The sequence below is a fragment of the Streptomyces sp. NPDC090127 genome, from assembly GCF_044746945.1.
GTDB lineage: Bacteria > Actinomycetota > Actinomycetes > Streptomycetales > Streptomycetaceae > Streptomyces.
Genome location: NZ_JBIVDE010000008.1, coordinates 320,539 through 340,584 on the forward strand (window position 1 = coordinate 320,539; position 20,046 = coordinate 340,584).

The window sequence follows — 20,046 nt, forward strand, 5'->3', positions numbered from 1 at the left end:
CACACATGTCCATCGACTCGCTCAGACGATCAGCCCGTGCCACGGTCTCCGGTCTCCCCCGCGGATTCTGGTGGCTCTGGCTCTCCACACTCGTCAACCGGACCGGCGCCTTCGTCCTGACGTTCCTGTCGCTGTACCTGACCCAGGAGCTCGGCCACTCCGCCTGGTTCGCCGGCCTCGTCGTCGCCCTGCACGGCCTCGGCGGCGTCGCCGGTTCGCCGCTCGGCGGCACCCTCACCGACAAGTGGGGCCGCCGGCCCACGATGGTCACCATGCATCTGGTGACGGCCTCCTGCGCGGTCGCCCTCGCCCTGACCACCACCGCCTGGGGCGTCGCCGCCGTCGTCCTGCTCATGGGCGTCTCCATGCAGGCCGTCCGACCCTCCATCCAGGCGACCATCACCGACATGGTCCCCGAGCACGACCGCCGCCGGGCCTTCGCCCTCAACTACTGGGCCCTCAACCTCGGCTTCGCCGTCGCCGCCTTCGGTGGCGGCGCCGCGATCTTCCTCGGCTATCGCACCCTCTTCGTCGTCGAGGCCGTCGCGGTCGCCCTCTGTGCCCTGATCGTCTTCCTGCGCCTCCCCGAGACCCGCCCCGAGGCCCGTCGCGACACGGCCGGCAAGATCGTCGAGAAGGACCGCGTCAGCGTCCTCGACGTCCTGCGCGACGCCCCCTTCCGTACGCTCGTCCTCCTCAACCTCCTCGTCTGCCTCGTCTTCACCACGCCCTGGGTCGGCCTGCCCCTCTCCATGGCGGCCGAAGGGCTCGAACCCTCCGCGTACGGCGCGGTCATCGCCGTCAACGGCGTCGTGATCGTCGCGTTCCAGCTACTGGTCAACAAGGTGACCGAGAAGCGCTCGCCGGCGATGCTGCTCACCGTCTCCTCGCTGCTCTTCGCCCTCGGTACGGGAGCCACCGCGCTGGCCGGTACGCCCCTGCTGTTCGCCGTCACCGTTATCGTGTGGACCATCGGCGAGATGGTCCACGTCCCGACGAACGCCGCCGCCACCGCCAAGCTCGCCCCCGAGCACGCCCGCGGCCGCTACCAGGGCGTCATGGGCATGTCCTGGGCGCTGTCCGGTTTCCTCGCTCCGATCCTCGCCGGATGGGTCGTCGACGGACCGGGGCCGGACTTCCTGTGGATGGGCACCGCGGTCATCGGCGCCGTGGCCGCCCTCGGTTACACGACGCGGCTCCGCAAGGCGCTGGCCGAGGACGACGACCACGACGACCACGACCCCTCGGCCGCCGCCGTGGTCGAGACGCCTCGCCCGGGAGCACCCGTCGACGAGACGCCGGCCGCCGTGGCACCCGCCGCCGTGGGGCCCACCGCCGTCGCCCCGGAGCCTTCCGGAGGGACAGCGCCCTCCGGAGGGACAGCGTCCTCCGGAGGGACAGCGCCCTCCGCCTCCCTCAAGGCCTGAGCAGTCGCTGCGCCTCGTACAGGTTCCGGGGGCGTACCGACCCCGGATCCCCGTACGCCTCCACGCGCGCGTGCAGCTCCCCCGTGAAGTCCGGTACGTCGATCTGGTCGAACTCCCGCACCTCGCTGATCCCGACCGTCGCGCTGTACGGAGCGATCGTGTCGATCTTGACCAGGCCCGCCCGGCCGTTCGTCACCGTCACGTTCCAGTGCGTGAACCGCGCTCCGTAGAGCGGGCCCGCCGACGCGTCGCCGCCGTGCCGGCCGTTGTTCTCGACCGTGATCTCCGTCCGTACGTTGGCGAACGGCATGCCCCGGTGCGTGTCGAAGGTGCCCATCTCCATCACCCCGCGCGACCAGACGTTGTGGCTGGACAGGCCCTCCACGTTGATGCCGTGGAGCTGGGTGCCCGCCGGGGCGGGGACCGTACGAGCCGCGATCCGGAAGTCCTCGATCAGGTTGTCGTGCGCGCCCTCGCGGCAGAAGTACGGGTGGTGGGCGCCCCGGCCCTCGACCCGGGTGCGGCGCAGCGTGCAGGCGGAGGCGGCGACCAGACCGAAGCCGTTGTCCACGTGCCGTACGACGACGTCGTCGGCCCAGCAGTCGTACGCGCACTGGAAGGTGACGCCGTTGTAGCCCTTGTCCAGGAGGTGCGCGGACTGGGGTGTCTCGACCGCTTCGAGCGTGAGGCCCTCCACGCCCGCGCCCGTGAGCGGCGCCGCGAGCGTGGTCAGGCGCGGGTCCCATTCCGGGCGTACGTCGAGTGGGAGCGGGCGCTCCAGCGTCACGGTGCGGCCCCGCACGGAGACCACGCGGACCGGCCACTCGTGGGGTACGTACGACGTCAGCTTGGTCTTGTCGTCCCAGTGGTACGACTCCGGTCCGGCGCCGCCGCCCGCCATGTGCTCCAGGAGCGTGTGGTCGGCGTCGTCGACCAGGCGGAGCAGAACCACCGCGCCCCGGCGCACGGCTGACGGGTCGTCGACCGTGATCGACCAGTCGCCGCGCCGGCCCGGGCGGACGGTGGTCAGGGTCTCCCACGCGTCGCGCCGGTTGCCGGTCCAGCCCTCGAAGGGCCAGGCCCTGGCGCGGATCGCTGCGAGGAGGGAGTCGAGCCGGGCCTGCGGGGCGAGCCAGATCAGGCCACCGGCCCAGGACCAGGAGGACTTGTCACCGCCGTAGCGCGAACCGTACGCGCCGACCAGCTCGGTGAGGTTCTTCGTCGCGAACAGCTTCGTGCGCCCCGACCCCGCGCCGCGCAGCACGACGTCGCTGTGGCCGATGCGGAGGAAGTCGTCGATGCGGTACGTCCCCGGCGGGACGAGCACCGTGCCGCCGCCGCGCTCCCCCGCCGCGGCGAGGGCCCGGTTGATGGCGGCGGCCGAGTCGGCGGAGCCGTCGGGGCGGGCGCCGTGGGAGAGGACGTTCGCGACGACCGGCGGCCGGTCGAGCCGCGCGGCGCCGCGGCGGGCGCCGGCGCGGCCGACGTAAGGGATCTGGGGGTGCGTGTAGGGGGCGTCGACGAACTCGCGCCAGAGGCGGGCGGTGCGCGGGGGGTCCGTCCCGTAAGGGGTGGTGAAGCCCGTCGTCGTGGCCGCCGCCCCGACGGCGATGGCGCCACCCACGAACTGTCTCCTGCTGATTCCCATGAGCCCCGCCCGCCCTCTCCCGGCCCGGCCTGTCACAGCAGCCACGTCATTCATGTATCTGAACGACGTTCAGGTCTGCGTTGGCGGAGAGCATGGCACGGCCCCGCAGGGTACGGAAGGGGTCGTACGGAATCAGGCGAGGGCGGTGGCGCGCTACCGCTTCTGGGTCAGATGCGTGAACGCGTCGAGGTTCCGGGTCGACTCGCCGCGCGAGACCCGCCACTCGTACTCACGCCGGATCGCGCTCGCGAAACCCAGCTCCAGCAGCGTGTTGAAGGAGCTGTCCGCCGCTTCGAGGACCGAGCCGAGCAGCCGGTCCAGCTCCTCCGGGGTGACGGCGGCCAGCGGCAGCTTGCCGGTCAGGTAGATGTCGCCGAGGCTGTCGACCGCGTAACTCACGCCGTACAGCTTGAGGTTGCGCTCCAGGAGCCAGCGGTGGACGCCCGGTTCGTTCTCGTCGGGGTGGCGGATGACGAAGGCGTTGAGGGAGAGGGAGTGGCGGCCGACGCGCAGGGAGAGGGTGGTGAAGAGCTTGCGCGTGCCGGGGAGTTTCACCACGTACGAGCCGGGCTCGGGTGACTCCCACTCCAGCTCGGCGTCCTTGAAGGTGTCCTCGACGACCCGCCGCACATCCTGCTCAGCCATGATGCGAGCGTACGCGACGGCGGTGATCGTGCATCGCTGCCGTGTACACGTCCGCCGTGCCCGAGGCCGCCGTGTCCCAGCCGAACGATTCCGCGTGCCGGGCCGCCGCCGCGCCCATCCGGGCGGTCAGCGCCGGGTCGGCGACGAACCGTCCGAGCGCGCGGGCGTAGTCGGCCGGGTTGTGGCCCTGGACCAGGAAGCCGGTCACGTCGTCCCGTACGGCGACCGGGAGGCCGCCGACCGCCGCCGCCACGACCGGGGTCCCGGCCGCCTGCGCCTCTATGGCGACCAGGCCGAAGGACTCGCTGTACGAGGGCATGACCAGCACCGATGCCGCCCGGAACCAGTCCGCGAGGCGGTCCTGGCCGACCGGCGGGTGGAAGCGGACGATGTCCGCGATGCCGAGGCGCGCGGCGAGCTTCTGGAGCTTCTCGGGCTTGGCGAGCCCGCTGCCGCTCGGCCCGCCGACGATCGGCACGACCATGCGCGTGCGCAGCGACGGATCCTCGTCCAGGAGGCGGGCGGCGGCGCGCAGCAGGATGTCAGGGGCCTTCAGCGGCTGGATGCGGCCCGCGAAGACCGGGATGAAGGCGTCGGCGGGCAGCCCGAGGCGGGCCCGGGCGGCGGCGCGGCCGTCCGCCGGGCGGAAGTGGTCCAGGTTCACGCCGGGGTGGACGACGGCGACCTTGCCGGGGTCCGCCTCGTAGAAGCGGACGAGTTCGTCGGCCTCCTCGGCGGTGTTGGCGATCAGCCGGTCGGCGGCGTCGACGATCTGCGTCTCGCCGATCACCCGGGCCGCGGGCTCGGGTGTGTCGCCCTCCGCGAGCGCCGCGTTCTTGACCTTGGCCATGGTGTGCATGGCGTGGACGAGCGGGACGCCCCAGCGCTCGGCGGCGAGCCAGCCGACGTGCCCGGAGAGCCAGTAGTGGGAGTGGACCAGGTCGTAGTGGCCGGGCCGGTGGCCCGCCCAGGCCTGCATCACGCCGTGCGTGAAGGCGCAGAGCTGGGCCGGCAGCTCCTCCTTGGCGAGACCCTCGTAGGGGCCGGCGTCCACATGCCGTACGAGAACGCCCGGCGCGAGCTCGACGACCGGGGCGAGGCCGCCGGTGGTGGCCCGGGTGAAGATCTCGACCTCGATGTTGATCGCGGCCAGCCGCTTGGCGAGCTCGACGATGTACACGTTCATGCCGCCCGCGTCGCCGGTGCCCGGCTGGTGGAGGGGCGAGGTGTGGACGCTCAGCATGGCCACCCGGCGCGGACCTCGATGACGTCCGGGAAGCCGGAGCCGGGGCGGCGTCGCCAGAGAGCCGGCGAGCCGGGACACGTACTGGCTCACGTCGACGGTCCTTCCGCTGAGTGGGGGCGTAGCGGGTACGGCGGGTGGGTGAAGCGGGTGGGGCGGGTACGGCGGGGGTGGAGCGGATACGGCGGAGGTGGAGCGGATACGGCACGGGTGGAGCGGGCACGGCGACGGGGGCGCGCGAGGCACCTTCCAGCCCGCACAACACCGGAATCGCGCCATCCATTTCCTCTTTGCCAATTCATTGCCGGGGGCGCCGCCCCTCGACGTGGGCCGCCGTCCCCCGCCCCTCGACGTGGGCCGCCGTCCCCCGCCCCTCGACGTGGGACCCCGCCCCCGCCCCGGCCCGTACCCTCGTTCCATGGCCCCGCGCTCCACCCACCGCCCCGCCGTGACCCGTCCGGTCGGTACGGCCACTCGCGGGACGACCAACCCCAACCGGCTCCGCCGCATGGACCGCTGGATCGCCGCCGCGCACGGGGCCGCCCTGCGGCGCTCCGCCGAGCCGCCCGTCGCCGTCGACCTGGGGTACGGGGCCGCCCCCTGGACCGCCGTGGAGCTGCTGGCCCGGCTGCGGACGGCCGATCCGCGCACCGAGGTCGTCGGGATCGAGATCGAACCGGCCCGGGTCGCCGCCGCCCAGCCGTACGAGCGCGCCGGCCTCACCTTCCTGCACGGCGGCTTCGAGGTCCCGGTACCGGGCGAGGTCGCGCTGATCCGGGCCGCGAACGTCCTGCGGCAGTACGACGAGGACCAGGTCGCCGCCGTGTGGGCGCGGCTGTGCGCGCGGCTCGCGCCCGGCGGGCTGCTCGTCGAGGGGACCTGTGACGAGATCGGGCGGCGCCATGTGTGGGTGGCGCTCGACCGGTCCGGGCCGAGGACGGTCACCTTCGCGACCCGGCTCGGCTCGCTCGAGCGGCCCTCCGACCTCGCGGAGCGGCTGCCGAAGGCGCTCATCCACCGCAACGTGCCGGGCGAGCCGGTCCACGCGTTCCTGCGGGACTTCGACCGCGCGTGGGCGGCGGCCGCCCCGTACGCCTCGCTGGGCGCGCGGCAGCGCTGGATCCGTGCCGTACGCGATCTGGCGGCGGACTGGCCCCTCGCGGACGGACTCCGGCGGCGGCGCCAGGGCGAGGTGACGGTCCACTGGGAGGCGCTGGCGCCGCGAAGGTAGCCGGCGACGGGTCGCGCCGACGCCGCCGCCGCGGCCAACGGGCGATGAATTCACGGTACGAAGGGAACGCAACTCCCTCCCCATCCGTCCCGTCTGAGGGACAGTGACCCGACAGGGCCCGGTATCCCCTGTTGCTTTGACGTGCCGCATGGCACTATCGCCAAGGTCACCGCTAAGTTACTGACGGTAAATCAGATACCGGTGCGGGCCGTACGAGGGGGAGCTTGTGAACCGACGCCGCTGTGTCAACGCCGCGATCACCGTGGTCTGCGCCGTGACGGTCCTGACCTCACCCGCGCTGACGCTCCAGGCCTCGGCCGCCCCCCGGGCACCGCTGGCGCCGCAGGCGCCGCTCGCCCCGCAGGCCCCCGCCGCGCCGCTGCCGCCCGCGCCGCCCGCGCCGCCCGCCGCGCCGAAGAAGACCCTCGAAGAGGTACGCAAGGAGATCGACGGCCTCTACCGGCAGGCCGCCGCCGCCACCGACGCGTACAACCTCGCCGAGGAGCAGACCAAGGAGCAGTCCGCCGAGATCGTGCGGCTGGCGAAGATGATCGTGGCCGGCCGCGAGAAGATCGACGCGCTCAAGGCCCAGGCGGGCGCCGCGGCCCGCGCCCAGTACCGCAACGGCGGCCTCCCCGAGGGCGCGCAGTTCGTCCTCACCGACGACCCGCAGCTCTTCCTGGACAACGCCGGCCGGTTCAAGGAGAGCCAGAAGGCCACCAAGGACCTGATCGCCGAAATGACCAGGACCCAGGCCCAGCTGACCGTCTACGCCAAGGACGCGGGCACCAACTGGACCAAGCTGGAGGCCAACCGGGTCAAGCAGGCGGCGGCGAAGAAGGACATCGACGGCAAGATAGCGGCGGCGAAGAAGCTGGAGTCCGACCTGGCGGCCGAGGAGCTGGAGCGGCTGCGGCGCCTCGAGCAGCAGGAGCAGTACCGCCAGCAGACCGCCTGGGTGAACACCGGCGTCCTCAAGGGCCTGGACACCACGGCGACGCCGCAGGGAAAGCGGGCGGTGGAGTTCGCGACGGCGCAGATCGGCAAGCCGTACATCTGGGGCGCCGAGGGCCCGGACTCGTACGACTGCTCGGGGCTGACCCAGCGGGCCTGGGGTTCGGCGGGCCGGCCCATCCCGCGCACCTCGCAGGAGCAGTGGCGGCTGCTGCCCAAGGTGGACATCAAGGACATGCGGCCGGGCGACCTGATCGTCTACTACAAGGACGCCAGCCACATCGGCATGTACGTCGGCAACGGCGCGATCGTCCACGCGCCGCGCCCGGGCCGGGACGTCACGCTCGCGGGCGCGGGCTCGATGGAGATCCTGGGCGTGGTCCGCCCGGAGTGACCACCTTCCGGGCCCCACGTGACGCCGTTCACGTCGCGCGCCCGGAGCGGCGGCCTCCGCCGCCCGCTCCGGCGTGATGTTCGTCATGGCCCCAGGGGCAACAACCTCCGCATGCGCGGCATATGCCAAGGGCTCATCGGTGCCCGTACCGTGATCGCCATTCCGTTCGCCGGTGCGGTACCGCTATGGTCCCCGTCTGGCGGGACGTCGTTCGTCGCCCCGCCGCGCCCTCGGGGGGAGGGAAGGAAACCGCGACCGATGCCCGTACCCGTACCGCGCCAGAGAATCGTCTCTGCTGCGGCGCCCGGCGCTGTCGCCGCTGCGACAGGCACCGGCACCGATCTCACCCTTCTGGTCGTCGAGGACGACCCGGCGGGTGCCTTCGCCGTACCCGAGATGCTCGACGCGGGTGACGGGACCCGCGTCCGGATCCGTACCGCGCGCAATCTCACCGAGGCCGAGCGGCTGCTCACCGACGACGTGCACTGCATCCTCGTCGACCTGGCCCTGCCCGGCCCCCGCGCGGCCGCCGACGACCCGCTCGCGCCCCTGCGCCACATCCTGCGGCTCGCCCCGCGCCACGCCGTCCTGGCCCTCGCGGCCTCGACCGACGCGGAGCTGGCGGCGGAGGCGGTACGGGTGGGGGCCCAGGACCACCTCTTCCGCGAGGAGCTCGACGGCCGGCTGCTGAGCCGGGCGATCCGGTACGCGGTCGAGCGCAAGCGGGCCGACGCGGTGCAGGTGAAGCTGACCGAGTCACGGCTGCGGGCCCAGGAGAACGCCAGGCTGGAGCGCGGGCTGCTGCCCACGCCGCTCCTGGAGGGCTCCGACCTGCGGTTCGCCGCCCGCTACCGGCCCGGGCGCTCGCGCGCCCTGCTCGGCGGGGACTTCTACGACACCGTCCGTACGCCCGACGGCACCGTCCACGCCATGATCGGCGACGTCTGCGGGCACGGCCCGGACGAGGCGGCGCTCGGCGTGGAGCTGCGCATCGCGTGGCGGGCGCTGACCTTCGCCGGACTGTGCGGGGACGAGCTGCTCTCCACGCTCCAGCAGGTCCTGGAGCACGAGCGGGAGAGCGAGGAGATCTTCGCGACGCTCTGCACGGTCGACATCGCGCCGGACGGCCGCCGGGCGGGCCTCTGCCTGGCGGGCCACCCCGCGCCGCTGATCGCCCGCAAGGGCCGGCCCGCGCTGCTGCTGCCGTACGAGGACGGCGGCCCGGCCCTCGGCCTGCTGCCGCGCGCCCGCTGGCCGCGCCGCCAGGTGGAGCTGGGCGGGTCGTGGAGCCTGCTGATGTACACGGACGGCCTGATCGAGGGGCGCTCGGCGGGACCGGGCTCGCCGCGACTCGGCCAGGACGGGATGGTCGAGATGATCAACCGGCAGCTGGCGGAGGGCCTGCGGGGCGAGGAGCTCCTGGAGGCGGCGGTGGCCGAGGTGCGGTCGCTGAACGGCGGCGAGCTGACGGACGACGTGGCGGTCCTGGCATTGGAAAGGGCCCGGGGATAACCCCGGGCCCCTAGGGCCACGGCTACGGGCCGCCGACTACGGCTAGGGTCCGCCGGCTGCCGGACGCCGACTACCGGCCGCCGGCTACGGGCCGCCGACCACCGACTACCGACCGCCGTTGTACGGACCGTACGGCCCGTCGCTGCTGGATCCGCCGCGTCGGCCGCCTCCGCCGCCGCCGGACACCTGCTTGATGGCGGGCCGGACGTCGACCATGAAGACGATCGCGGCGATGAGCCCGGCGATCTGCAGGAAGAGCATGGGCAGCAGCAGGTTCAGCACCAGGTTGATGCCCAGGAGGATCAGCCAGAACTTCTTGGTCTGCTTGTCGGCGGCCCGGTACGCGTCCTCGCGCGCCATGGCCGCGAAGACGAGCGCGGTGACGGCCATGCCGATGAAGACGAGGCCGATCACCAGCCAGATGATGGAGTCGAATCCCGCGCGCAACATGTCTGAACCGCCTCGTGAGTGGATGGAGCGCCTCGCGGCCAAGGTACCCGGTACAACGCACCGGTCACCCTGATTGGTGCCCCCGGGTTACTTCTCCGTCGCGGTGACCGGCTTCTTCACGGGGCTCTTGCGGGCGGCGGTGCGGCGGGCGGCGGCCTTCTTCTCGGCCTGCTCCTGGGCGGCGGCGTCCTGGGCGGGCACCTCGGCCTTCGTCTCCTGGGTGCGCGCCGGCTCGGGCTCGACGACCACGGCGATCTCGGTCATCTCCTCGGCCATCTCACCGCGCCACGCCCGGACGGCCTCCTCGCCGTGGGCGGCGACCTCCTCGTACTTCTCGCGCGCCTTGACCGCGTACTCGGCGGCGACGCCGACGCCACGCAGGGCCAGGTCCTGGGCGGTCTCGCCGAGCTTCTTCAGGTCGGTGTCGAGGCTGCCGACGACCTCGGCGAGCTTCGACTGGACGGTGGCCTGGGCCTCCTTGGCCCGGTCGGTCACCTTGTCCTGCACGACCTTGGGGTCGGTGTTGCGCACGGCGTCGATCCGCGCGGGGGCCTCGGCGGCGATCTGCTCGATCAGGCCGGGGACCTTCTTGGCCTGCTGGACGGCGAGGTCGGCGGTACCGGCGGCGAAGTAGAGGGGGGTACGCAGTTCTTCGATGATGGCCATGGTGGTGGTCCTCCCGGATGTGTACGTACTAGCTCGCGGTGGGTTCGGCATCGGGACCGGCGTCGCCCCCGGCGGTATCCGCCTCGGCGGCGGCTTCCGCCTGGACTGCGGCGTCGGCGTCGGCGGCGGCGTGCGCTGCTGCGTCCGCGGCAGCGGCAGCGGCTGCCGCCGCGTCCACGGCCGCCTCGGCGGCGTTCTCCTTGCGGAAGGAGTCGTAGATCTGGAGCAGCACCTGCTTCTGCCGCTCGTTGATCGAGGGATCGGCCAGGATGACGGCGCGCGTCTCCAGCTCGTCCCGCTCCTTCTCGTCGAGGATCCCGGCCCGCACGTACAGCGTCTCGGCGGAGATCCGCAGGGCCTTGGCGACCTGCTGCAACACCTCGGCGCTCGGCTTGCGCAGGCCGCGCTCGATCTGGCTCAGATAGGGATTGGACACCCCGGCGGCGTCGGCGAGCTGCCGCAACGACAGCTGCGCGGTGCGCCGCTGCTCACGGAGATACTCGCCAAGATTGCCGACGTTGAGCGATGCCATGCTGCGACCATGCCAGCTAGCGCTAACTATTGCAAGCACCCGCTTGCAATAGTGTCGCGCTTCACCCGAACGGCCACAGCCGGCCGCGATCCGGTCAGCCGGTAGGCGCCCCGAACCAGCGTCGCAGGGCCGCGAGCAGCTCCTCCTGGGACTCGCCGGCCCAGGCCACGTGGCCGTCCGGGCGGAGGAGGACGGCGGGGGCGTCCAGTTCCTCGGTGGCGTCGACGACGTGGTCGACGCGGTCCGCCCAGCCCGTCGCCGCGAAGGTGCCGGTCCGGTCGATCAGCAGGCCGCGGCCGGTGCGGGTGAGTTCGTACAGGCGGCCCTGCTTCAGCTGTACGTCCCGCAGGCGTCGGCCGAGCAGCGCGTGGCCCTCGCCGAAGTCGTAACGGACGCCGAGCGCGGTGACCTTCTCGATCAGGTACCGGTTCACCTCCTCGAAGTCCATCAGCTCCGCGAGCAGTCGGCGCACCGCCTGGGAGCCCGCCCCCAGGGACATCAGCTCCATCTGCGCCCGGGTGTTGTCCAGCACGTCGGCGGCCACCGGGTGGCGTTCGGCCTCGTACGTGTCGAGAAGGCCCTCCGGCGCCCAGCCGTTGACCTCGGCCGCCAGCTTCCAGCCCAGGTTGAACGCGTCCTGGACGCCGAGGTTGAGGCCCTGCCCGCCGGCCGGCGGGTGGACGTGCGCCGCGTCGCCCGCCAGCAGCACCCGGCCGACCCGGTAGCGCTCGGCCTGCCGGGTGGCGTCGCCGAAGCGGGAGAGCCAGCGCGGCGAGTGCACGCCGAAGTCCGTACCGGCGACCGCCCGCAGCCGCTCCTTGAACTCCTCGAAGGTCGGCGGCGTCGTACGGTCCTCCGACACCCCCTCGGCCGGCACGACGACGCGGTACACGCCCTCGCCGAAGGGCACCACACCGAACCGCTTCTGCGTCCTGCGGACCTCGGCCATCACGGCCGCCAGCTCCTCCGGCGACGCGGTCAGCTCCATCTGGCCCAGCAGCGTCTCGACCTTGCTGGGCTCGCCGGGGAAGCCGACGCCGAGCAGCTTGCGTACGGTGCTGCGGCCACCGTCGCACGCGACGAGGTAGCGCGAGCGCAGCCGGGTGCCGTCGGCGAGTTCGGCGGTCACGCCGTCCTCGTCCTGGTCCAGCCCGACCAGTCGGCAACCGCGCCGGATGTCCGCGCCGAGTTCGACGGCGCGCTCGGCCAGCAGGCGGTCGACGAGGGGCTGCGGGATGCCGAGGACGTACGGGTGCGTGGTGTCAAGGCGCGGCGCGGGCTTGTCGATGCCGGCGAAGAAGCCGCCGCCGAGCGGGTACTGCCGGCCGAGCGGGAGGAATCGTTCCAGCAGGCCGCGCTGGTCCATGACCTCGACGCTGCGCGCGTGCAGGCCGAGCGCCCGGACCACCTCGGTCGGCTCCGCGTCCCGCTCCAGCACGACCGCCTGCACGCCCTGCAGCCGCAGTTCGGCGGCCAGCATCAGACCGGTCGGTCCGCCGCCGACGACGATGACGTCCATCAAGAGATCCCCCAGAAGCAGTGGTCGACAACAGCCAGGCCCCCGTATATGCCGCATACCGCGCGTACAGCGTGGACAGCGCATACAGCAATGAAACGGGAGGCGCCGGCTCAGGCCGCTGATTCTGCATCACACCTGGGGCCTTGCCGCAAGGCCCCCCGTGCGCTATATCTTGATCATGGCAAGGGGCTCACGCTCCTTGCCTTTCGTCATGTCAGGGGCCTTCGCGGGGAGGCACGCCGGTCCGGACCCCCGGCACTCCTCGACCTCCCCCTCCCCTCCCACCTAGCCACTTTTTAGTGGGTACTTGGCTGCGGACCACACGGCAGCGAACCTGGTGGAGAAGCGGAGGGAGGATGACGGTGCGGATACGTCAGGAGGCAGCCGAGCGTGTGTCGGTGAGCCTCTCCAGGCGGCGGTGGCCCCAGTCGGAGAGCGGCGCGAGTGCCGTCGCGAGCTCCTGGCCGAACTCCGTCAGCGAGTACTCGGTCTTCAGCGGCAGCGTGTCGTACACCCGCCGGTGCACAAGGCCGTCGGTCTCCATCTCGCGCAGCGACTGAGTCAGCACCTTCTCGCTGAGACCGGCGAGCTGGCGGCGCAGTTCGCCCGGGCGGCGCGGACCCGGCTCCAGCAGCCAGAGCAGGGTCGTCTTCCACTTGCCGTCGATGACCGCGATCGCCGCGGTCACTCCGCAGACCTCGACGTCCTGGGCCCTGCCGCGCGTCATTCCCGCCCCTTTTCTCACTGATCGTCACCATGTCTACGGGAGTCGAACCATGTCTACACCCACCGAGCAGCGCTCCGTCACCGTACTCGGCCTCGGGCCGATGGGCCGGGCCCTGGCAGGCGCGTTTCTGGACGCCGGGGTGCGTACCACCGTCTGGAACCGGACACCGGGCCGTGAGCGGGAGTTGGTCGCGCGCGGTGCGCTCGGCGCCGCGTCCGCCGAGGAGGCGGTCGCGGCGAGCCCGCTGACCGTGGTCTGCGTCGTGAACTACGACGCCTCGGACACCATCCTGCGGCGCGAGGCGGTCACCACCGCGCTCAAGGGGCGGACCGTGGTCAACCTGACCGCCGACACCCCCGCCCGCGCCCGCTCCACCGCCGCCTGGGCGGCCGAGCACGGCGTCCGCTACCTGGACGGCGCCATCATGACCCCGACCCCGACCATCGGCACGCCGGCCGCGGTGTTCCTGCACAGCGGCCCGGCGGAGCTGTACCGCGAACACCGTCCCGTACTGGACACCCTCGGTGGCACCCACACCCACCTCGGCGAGGATCTCGGCCGGGCGGCGGCGTACGACATCGCTCTGCTCGACATCTTCTGGACCGCCATGTCGGGGTACGCCCACGCCCTGGCGGTCGCGCGGGCGGAGGGAATCAGCGCGCGGGAGCTGGCGCCGTTCGCCCAGGGCATCGGCGCGATCCTGCCGCCGATCTTCGAGGGTGCCGCGGAGGAGGTGGACAACGGCGTCTTCTCCGGCGCGAACAACCCGCTCACCTCGGCGGCCTCTTCCATGGCCCACATCGTCCACGCGTCGGAGGAACACGGCATCGACGCCGGCGTGTTGCGCGCGGCGGAGGGGCTCGCCCGCCGCGCCATCGAGGAGGGCCACGGCGGCGACGGGTTCCTCCGGATCACCGACATCCTGGACCGGCGCAGGAAGCACCGCTGACCTGACGCGCTCACGCGAAAGCGGGAGCGGGAGCGGGAGCGGGAGCGGGAGCGGGGGCCGGAGCTGGAGCGGATGCGGGAGCGGGAGCGGCGGGGAGGGCGGGGAGGCCGGCGGTCGGTGCGGGGGCCTCGGGGTCGTCGGCGGGCGCCGGGAGGTCCGTCAAGGCGGGGGCCTCGGGGTCGTCGGCGGGCGCCGGGAGGTCCGTCAGGGCGGGGTAGTCCGTGTAACCCGTCTCGCCACCCGCGTACATGAGGTGTCGGTCCCGTACGGGGTTCAGGGCCGCGCCCGTGCGGAGGCGGGTCACCAGGTCGGGGTTGGCCAGGAAGGGGCGACCCAGGGCGATCAGGTCGGCGCCGGCCGCGAGCAGAGCCTCCCCCTCCCGCCGCCCTCCACCCTCGGCGACCGCCTCACGCGACAGGATCGGGTTGGCGACGAGCGTGCCGGGCCAGGCCGCGCGGATCTCACGGAAGAGCACGTTGCCGGGGTCGGCGTACACGACGTGCAGGTACGCGAGGCCCAGCTCCGCCAACGCGGCGACGAGCGGCGGATAGATCGCCTCGGTGTCGCCCTCCTCGATGCCGTTGACGGTCAGTCCCGGCGAGATCCGTACCCCCACCCGCTCCGGGCCGATCGCCTCGGCGACCGCTCGGACCACCTCCAGGGTGAAGCGGATCCGTCCGGCGACGGCGCCCCCGTACGCGTCCGTGCGGTGGTTGGTGCCCTTCGCCAGGAACTGATGGAGGAGGTAGCCGTTGGCCGAGTGGACCTCGACGCCCGCGAACCCGGCCTCGATGGCGTTGCGCGCGGCGGCGGCGAAGTCGGCGACCGTGGAGCCGATCTCGTCGAGTGTCATCTCCCGGGGTACGACGGAGTCCTGGAAGCCGCTCGGCGTGTGGACGGGCTCCGGGAGCGCGAGCGGCGAGGGGGCGATCGGGGTCAGTCCGCTGTTGTCCGGGTGCCCGATCCGGCCGCCGTGCTGGAGCTGGAGGAACATCCGGCCGCCCGCGTCCCGGACCGCCTCGGTGACGCGCCGCCAGCCGGCCACGTGCGCGGGCCGGTGGATGGCCGGGATGTTCGGGTAGGTGAGGCCCACCTCGTTGGGCGTGGCGGCCTCGGCGACGATCAGGCCGGCAGAGGCGCGCTGCGCGTAGTACGTGGCCATGATCTCCCGGGGCACGCCGTCGGCACCGGCGCGATTGCGGGTCATGGGCGCCATCACCAGACGGTTGGGGAGGGCCAGTTCGCCGAGGCGGGTGGGCTCGAAGAGGCGGGATTCGCGTACTGCGTCCGTGGTCGTCATGCGCGTACCGTAGAAGTTGTCATCGGTGTCAGGTTCAAGTCCCCCGCGCGGCAGGTACGGCGCGCACGGCGCGGGAAGCGGGACGGGGAGACGGAGCGGGAAGATGGGGCGGGGAATGCGGATCGGCGAGCTGGCGGAGCGCACCGGCGTCAGCGAGCGTTCGCTGCGCTATTACGAGATGCAGGGCCTGCTCACCGCCGAGCGCACCCCCGGCGGCCACCGCAGCTACGGCGACTGGGCGGTCGACCGCGTCATCCGCATCCAGGCGCTGTACGCGGCCGGTCTGCACAGCAAGAAGATCGCCCGCCTGCTCCCCTGCATGCGCGACGCCGACGGGGGACCCTCGCGGATCGCCACCTCCAAGCTCGTCACCGAGCTCTCGGAGGAGCGGGACCGTATCGACCGGCTCATCGCCGACCTGGTGCGCTCCCGCGACGTCCTGGACGAGGTCATCGACGCAGCCGCGGCGCACGCCGACACGGCCACCGCCCACGCGGCCACCCTGTCGTCCGCTTCCTGATAATCCGCTACGGACTCACTGGCCGTACCCTGGTCACCATGACGGCCATGGCACCCACCCGCACCGAGCCCGACCTCTCCTTCCTCCTGGATCACACCAGTCACGTCCTGCGGACGCAGATGAGCGCCGAGCTGGGGGCGATCGGACTCACCCCCCGGATGCACTGCGTCCTCGTGCACGCCCTGGAGCAGGAGCGCACACAGGCGCAGCTCGCCGAGATCGGCGACATGGACAAGACGACGATGGTGGTCACCGTCGACGCCCTCGAGAAGGCCGGGCTCGCCGAGCGCCGGCCGTCCAGCACCGACCGGCGGGCCCGGATCATCGCGGTGACCGAGGAAGGGGCGAAGGTCGCCGCGAAGAGCCAGACGATCGTCGACGGGGTGCACGAGAGCGCCCTTGCGGCCCTGCCCGACGAGGAGCGCGAAGTACTGCTGCGCGCACTGAACCGCCTGGTCACCGGCCATCTGGAGACCCCCGCGGAGAGCGCGCGGCCGGCCCGGCGGGCCCGCCAGAAGGGCTGACCGGAACAGGAGCCCCGGAACAGGACCCCCGCCCTCTCGATCCGTAAAAGATAGTCTGCAACAGAACTATCTGCTACGGTCTTTCTTGTTGCCTCCCACGCACAGGAGAGACCCGCCATGCCTGCCACCGCATCGCCCGCCGCCCCTTCCGGATCGCCCTCCGGCTCCCGTTCCCGCTCCCTCGCCCTCGGCGTCCTCGCCACCGGCATGCTGATGACGATCCTCGACGGCAGCATCGTCACCGTCGCCATGCCCGCCATCCAGAGCGACCTCGGCTTCACCCCGGTCGGCCTCAGCTGGGTCGTCAACGCCTACCTGATCGCGTTCGGCTCGCTGCTGCTGCTCGCCGGCCGCCTCGGCGACCTGATCGGCCGCCGACGGATGTTCCTCGCGGGCACGGCGGTCTTCACCGCCGCCTCCCTCCTCGCCGGCGTCGCCACCTCGCCCGGAATCCTGATCGCCGCCCGCTTCCTCCAGGGCGTCGGCAGCGCGATGGCCTCCGCCGTGAGCCTCGGCATCCTCGTCACGCTCTTCACCGAACCCCGCGAACGCGCCAGGGCCATCGCCGTGTTCAGCTTCACCGGGGCCGCCGGCGCCTCCATCGGTCAGGTCCTCGGCGGGGTCCTGACCGACGCGCTCACCTGGAACTGGATCTTCTTCATCAACCTCCCCATCGGCGCCGCCACGCTCCTGGTCGCCCTGCGCGCCCTGCCCGCCGACCGTGCCGGACGCGCCGGCGGCGGCAGTGTCGACCTGCTCGGCGCGCCGCTCGTCACGGCGGGACTGATGACCGGCATCTACGCGGTCGTCAAGATCGAGGAGTACGGGGCGAGTTCGGCCCACACGCTCGGCCTCGGCGCGCTCTCCCTCGCCCTCCTCGCCGGCTTCGTCCTCCGCCAGGCGCGGGCTGCCCACCCGCTCATGCCGCTGCGGATCTTCCGCTCGCGCAGCGTCTCGGGAGCCAACCTCGTCCAGATGCTGATGGTGGCCGCCCTCTTCTCCTTCCAGATCCTCGTCGCGCTCCACCTCCAGAAGGTCCTCGGCTACGGTGCCGCCGAGACCGGTCTCGCGATGCTGCCGGCCGCCCTGGTCATCGGCGCGGTGTCCCTGGGCGTCTCGGCCCGCCTCAACGCCCGCTTCGGCGAGCGCGCCGTACTCCTCACCGGGCTCGCGCTGCTCGTGGTCATGCTCGGCCTGCTCACCCGGGTCCCCGTGCACGCCTCGTACGTCACCGATCTGCTGCCCGTGATGCTGCTCGCGGCCGGTTTCGGCCTCGCGCTGCCCGCCCTCACCTCGCTGGGCATGTCCGGCGCGAAGGAGTCGGACGCCGGCCTCGCCTCGGGGCTGTTCAACACCACCCAGCAGATCGGCATGGCCCTCGGCATCGCGGTCCTCTCCACCCTGGCCGCCGCCCGCACCACGTCCCTGACCGAGGCCGGGCGCCCCGCCGCCGAGGCTCTGACCAGCGGTCACCACCTCGCCTTCGGCGTCGGCGCCGGCCTCCTCGTCGCCGCCTTCGCGGTCGCCCTCACGGTCCTGCGACAGCCGAAGCCCGGCCGGGAGGGGTCTGCGAACGAGGGCCTTCGGCAGGGTCCGGGCCAGGACCAGGACCAGGACCAGGACCAGGGCCCGCGCCCGGAACAGGACCAGGATCCGGAACCGAACCAGAACCAGGGCCCGCGCCCGGAACAGAACCAGGATCCGGAACCGAACCAGGGCCAGGCGCAGGGACAGCCCCGTCACCGCCCCGCGCCCGTCGCGTAAGCCCCACCCCCGCCAGGACGACCGCCATCCCCGCCACCACCCGTACCGTCAACGGCTCGTCGAGCACGAGGGCCCCGAGCGCCACCGACACCACCGGCAGCAGATAGCCGACCGTCGCGGCGCTCGTCGGGCCCTCGTCGGCGATCATGCGGTAGTTGAGGTGGAAGGTCAGCCCGGTCGCGAAGATCCCCAGGACCACGACCGCCCCCACCCCGACCGCGTCGACCGCCCCCACCCCTCCGCCCACCGCCACCGGCGCCGGGGCGCTCAACGCGGTCGCCGCCAGCAGCTGGGCCGCCGACAGCGCCAGCGGCGCGGTGCCCCGGCCGGCCAGCCGCCGGGCCATGTACGCGAAGGCCACCGCGTAACTCGCCGACGCACCGAGCAGCGCCAGCGCACCCCCGCTCAGCAGGCTCATGCCCCCGCTCCAGGGGGCGAAGATCAGCAACACCCCGGCGAAGCCGAGGACCAGACCGCCGAGCCGGGCGGCGGAGAGCGGCCGCTCCGCGCCCAGGGCCATGCCGATGAGCAGGGACCAGAGCGGGGTGGTGGCGTTGAGGACGCCCGCGACGCCGCTGTCCACGGTCTGCTCGCCGATGCTGAAGAGCAGGAACGGCAGGGCGTTGCAGAAGAAGGCGGCGACGAGCAGCCGCCCCCACGTGTGCCGGTCCCGAGGCAGCCGCTGTCCGGCCGCGTACGCGAGCGCCAGCAGCACGCCCGCGCCGAGCAGGCACCGGAAGAAGGTGATCCACCCCGGCGAGAGGCCGTGGTCGAGGGCCAGCTTGATCCAGAGGAAGCCCGAGCCCCAGAGCATGGCCAGCACTCCCAGTCGTACCGCCGAGCGCGCGGAGGCCGAAGCCTTGGAAGCCGGAGCCTTGGAAGCCGTGGAGACCGAAGCCGAAGCCGGTGCCTTTGTCATGGACTCCACGGTCCACCGCCCGACCTGACAGGACAAGCGAAGGATCATGCATTCAGCGTTAAGCTGTGCTACATGCTGGATGTGAGACGTATGCAGGTGCTCCGGGCCGTCGTCACCAGTGGCTCCGTCACCGCCGCCGCCGCGAACCTCGGCTACACGCCCTCCGCCGTGAGCCAGCAGATCGCCGCCCTGGAGAAGGAGGCCGGCATCGCGCTGCTCGAACGGTTCGGCCGGGGCGTGCGGCCCACCGCCGCCGGGCTGCTGCTCACCGAGCACGCGGCCCTGATCGGCCGCCAGGTCGCCGAGGCCGAGACCGCCCTCGCCGACCTGCGGGCCGGACGCACCGGCCAGGTGGCCGTGCGGTACTTCGCCACGGCAGGCGCCGACCTCGTCGCCCCCGCCCTGGCCCGCTTCCGCTCCGAGCACCCGGGCGTACGGGTGGACCTGAGGATCGCCGAAGGGGCGCGGCCCGACCCGGAGGCCGATGTCACGCTGGTCGTACGGGGGCGGGGCGCGCGGGTCGGGGAGGGTCTACGGCTGGTCCACCTCGCCGACGACCCGTACCGCGCGGTGCTCCCCAAGGGTCATCGGCTCGCCGACCGCAGGCTCGTCGACCTGACCGAACTGGCCGACGAGCCGTGGGTGGGGAGCGAGCGGCCCGGCCCCTGCCTCGACGCCGTCCTGGAGGCGTGTGCGGCGGCCGGGTTCTCGCCGGACATCGCGGTGGAGTGCGAGGAGTACGCGACCGCCCAGGGTTTCGTCGCGGCGGGGCTCGGCATCAGCCTGGTCCCGCTGATGGGCTTGGGCAGTCGCCACCCGAACGTGGTCGTCCGCCGGCTCCGGGGCCCGGAGCCGGTCCGTTCGATCCACGCGGCGGTACGGGAGTCCTCGCTCGCCCTGCCCCCCGTACGGGGCCTCCTGACGGCGCTTCAGGAGGCCTGGTCCGCAACCTCGGCGACCAGGCCCGCGCCACGGCCCACCGCAAAGGCCGCCCCGTAGCCCGCGCCGCAACCCGCCCCCAGGGCCGTCACGCAGCCCTTTCCGTAGGACGCTGCCCCGAGGCCGCCTCCGGCGGCATGCAGAAGCCTGCCCCTTGATGATCTTGACGCCCGGGGCGAGGTC

The 20,046-nt window shown here is 72.7% G+C and carries 17 protein-coding genes and 2 pseudogenes; 9 read left to right on the plus strand and 10 right to left on the minus strand.

The window, feature by feature from the left end; genetic code table 11:
- Positions 1–5: 5 nt before the first annotated feature.
- Positions 6–1,427, plus strand: coding sequence for an MDR family MFS transporter (locus ACIPPS_RS28170; protein ID WP_401437517.1), 1,422 nt, complete (start codon positions 6–8; stop codon positions 1,425–1,427).
- Here the strand turns inward: ACIPPS_RS28170 and ACIPPS_RS28175 are convergent.
- The 3 genes from ACIPPS_RS28175 to mshA form a co-directional block, all read right to left on the minus strand.
- On the minus strand, positions 1,417–3,075 hold the full coding sequence (locus tag ACIPPS_RS28175; RefSeq protein WP_401437519.1) for a glycosyl hydrolase family 28-related protein: 1,659 nt from the start codon (positions 3,073–3,075) through the stop codon (positions 1,417–1,419). The two genes, ACIPPS_RS28170 and ACIPPS_RS28175, sit on opposite strands and share 11 nt — an antisense overlap.
- Positions 3,076–3,228: 153 nt before the next feature.
- The gene (locus ACIPPS_RS28180; protein ID WP_401437521.1) at positions 3,229–3,720 is read right to left on the minus strand and encodes a YbjN domain-containing protein; all 492 of its coding nucleotides are present in this window, start codon (positions 3,718–3,720) and stop codon (positions 3,229–3,231) included.
- Positions 3,713–5,056, minus strand: coding sequence for a D-inositol-3-phosphate glycosyltransferase (mshA, locus tag ACIPPS_RS28185; protein ID WP_401437525.1), 1,344 nt, complete (start codon positions 5,054–5,056; stop codon positions 3,713–3,715). Before mshA ends, ACIPPS_RS28180 begins: the two co-directional genes overlap by 8 nt.
- A gap of 325 nt (positions 5,057–5,381) precedes the next feature.
- Here mshA and ACIPPS_RS28190 point away from each other — a divergent pair, with 325 nt between their 5' ends.
- From ACIPPS_RS28190 to ACIPPS_RS28200, 3 genes are all read left to right on the plus strand, one after another.
- A complete protein-coding gene (locus ACIPPS_RS28190) occupies positions 5,382–6,194 on the plus strand; it encodes a class I SAM-dependent methyltransferase (RefSeq protein WP_401437528.1) in 813 nt (270 codons plus the stop codon).
- Between the two features lie 226 nt (positions 6,195–6,420).
- Entirely contained in the window at positions 6,421–7,542 is a 1,122-nt protein-coding gene (locus tag ACIPPS_RS28195; RefSeq protein ID WP_401437531.1) for a C40 family peptidase, read from the plus strand.
- Between the two features lie 258 nt (positions 7,543–7,800).
- Positions 7,801–9,054: a PP2C family protein-serine/threonine phosphatase gene (locus ACIPPS_RS28200; RefSeq protein ID WP_401437534.1), complete on the plus strand. Its 1,254-nt coding sequence runs from the start codon at positions 7,801–7,803 to the stop codon at positions 9,052–9,054.
- A 105-nt stretch (positions 9,055–9,159) separates the two neighbouring features.
- On the opposite strand, the gene ACIPPS_RS28205 is transcribed toward ACIPPS_RS28200, so the two are convergent.
- The 5 genes from ACIPPS_RS28205 to ACIPPS_RS28225 form a co-directional block, all read right to left on the minus strand.
- Positions 9,160–9,504, minus strand: coding sequence for a DUF2516 family protein (locus tag ACIPPS_RS28205; protein ID WP_401437537.1), 345 nt, complete (start codon positions 9,502–9,504; stop codon positions 9,160–9,162).
- An 87-nt stretch (positions 9,505–9,591) separates the two neighbouring features.
- The gene (locus tag ACIPPS_RS28210) at positions 9,592–10,170 is read right to left on the minus strand and encodes a hypothetical protein (protein ID WP_401437539.1); all 579 of its coding nucleotides are present in this window, start codon (positions 10,168–10,170) and stop codon (positions 9,592–9,594) included.
- Between the two features lie 28 nt (positions 10,171–10,198).
- Entirely contained in the window at positions 10,199–10,702 is a 504-nt protein-coding gene (locus tag ACIPPS_RS28215; protein WP_401437542.1) for a helix-turn-helix domain-containing protein, read from the minus strand.
- Between the two features lie 94 nt (positions 10,703–10,796).
- Positions 10,797–12,224, minus strand: a complete 1,428-nt coding sequence (gene rox / locus ACIPPS_RS28220; RefSeq protein ID WP_401437544.1) for a rifampin monooxygenase — start codon at positions 12,222–12,224, stop codon at positions 10,797–10,799.
- A 370-nt stretch (positions 12,225–12,594) separates the two neighbouring features.
- Positions 12,595–12,948, minus strand: a complete 354-nt coding sequence (locus ACIPPS_RS28225; protein ID WP_401437547.1) for a winged helix-turn-helix transcriptional regulator — start codon at positions 12,946–12,948, stop codon at positions 12,595–12,597.
- A 49-nt stretch (positions 12,949–12,997) separates the two neighbouring features.
- On the opposite strand from ACIPPS_RS28225, the gene ACIPPS_RS28230 reads away from it, so the two are divergent.
- A complete protein-coding gene (locus ACIPPS_RS28230; protein WP_401437550.1) occupies positions 12,998–13,897 on the plus strand; it encodes an NAD(P)-dependent oxidoreductase in 900 nt (299 codons plus the stop codon).
- Positions 13,898–14,102: 205 nt separating this feature from the next.
- Here ACIPPS_RS28230 and ACIPPS_RS28235 read toward each other — a convergent pair.
- Positions 14,103–15,197 (minus strand): annotated as a pseudogene (locus ACIPPS_RS28235) (alkene reductase); the annotation flags it as partial.
- A gap of 115 nt (positions 15,198–15,312) precedes the next feature.
- Here ACIPPS_RS28235 and ACIPPS_RS28240 point away from each other — a divergent pair.
- From ACIPPS_RS28240 to ACIPPS_RS28250, 3 genes are all read left to right on the plus strand, one after another.
- Entirely contained in the window at positions 15,313–15,717 is a 405-nt protein-coding gene (locus tag ACIPPS_RS28240) for a MerR family transcriptional regulator (RefSeq protein ID WP_401437756.1), read from the plus strand.
- A 38-nt stretch (positions 15,718–15,755) separates the two neighbouring features.
- Positions 15,756–16,241: a MarR family winged helix-turn-helix transcriptional regulator gene (locus ACIPPS_RS28245; protein WP_401437552.1), complete on the plus strand. Its 486-nt coding sequence runs from the start codon at positions 15,756–15,758 to the stop codon at positions 16,239–16,241.
- 117 nt (positions 16,242–16,358) lie between these two features.
- A complete protein-coding gene (locus ACIPPS_RS28250; protein WP_401437555.1) occupies positions 16,359–18,005 on the plus strand; it encodes a DHA2 family efflux MFS transporter permease subunit in 1,647 nt (548 codons plus the stop codon).
- 55 nt (positions 18,006–18,060) lie between these two features.
- Here the strand turns inward: ACIPPS_RS28250 and ACIPPS_RS28255 are convergent.
- Positions 18,061–18,972, minus strand: a pseudogene (locus tag ACIPPS_RS28255) (DMT family transporter); the annotation flags it as partial.
- Between the two features lie 24 nt (positions 18,973–18,996).
- Here ACIPPS_RS28255 and ACIPPS_RS28260 point away from each other — a divergent pair.
- Positions 18,997–19,923 (plus strand): LysR family transcriptional regulator, encoded by a 927-nt coding sequence (locus tag ACIPPS_RS28260; protein WP_401437558.1) that lies wholly within the window; start codon positions 18,997–18,999, stop codon positions 19,921–19,923.
- Positions 19,924–20,046 lie beyond the last annotated feature (123 nt).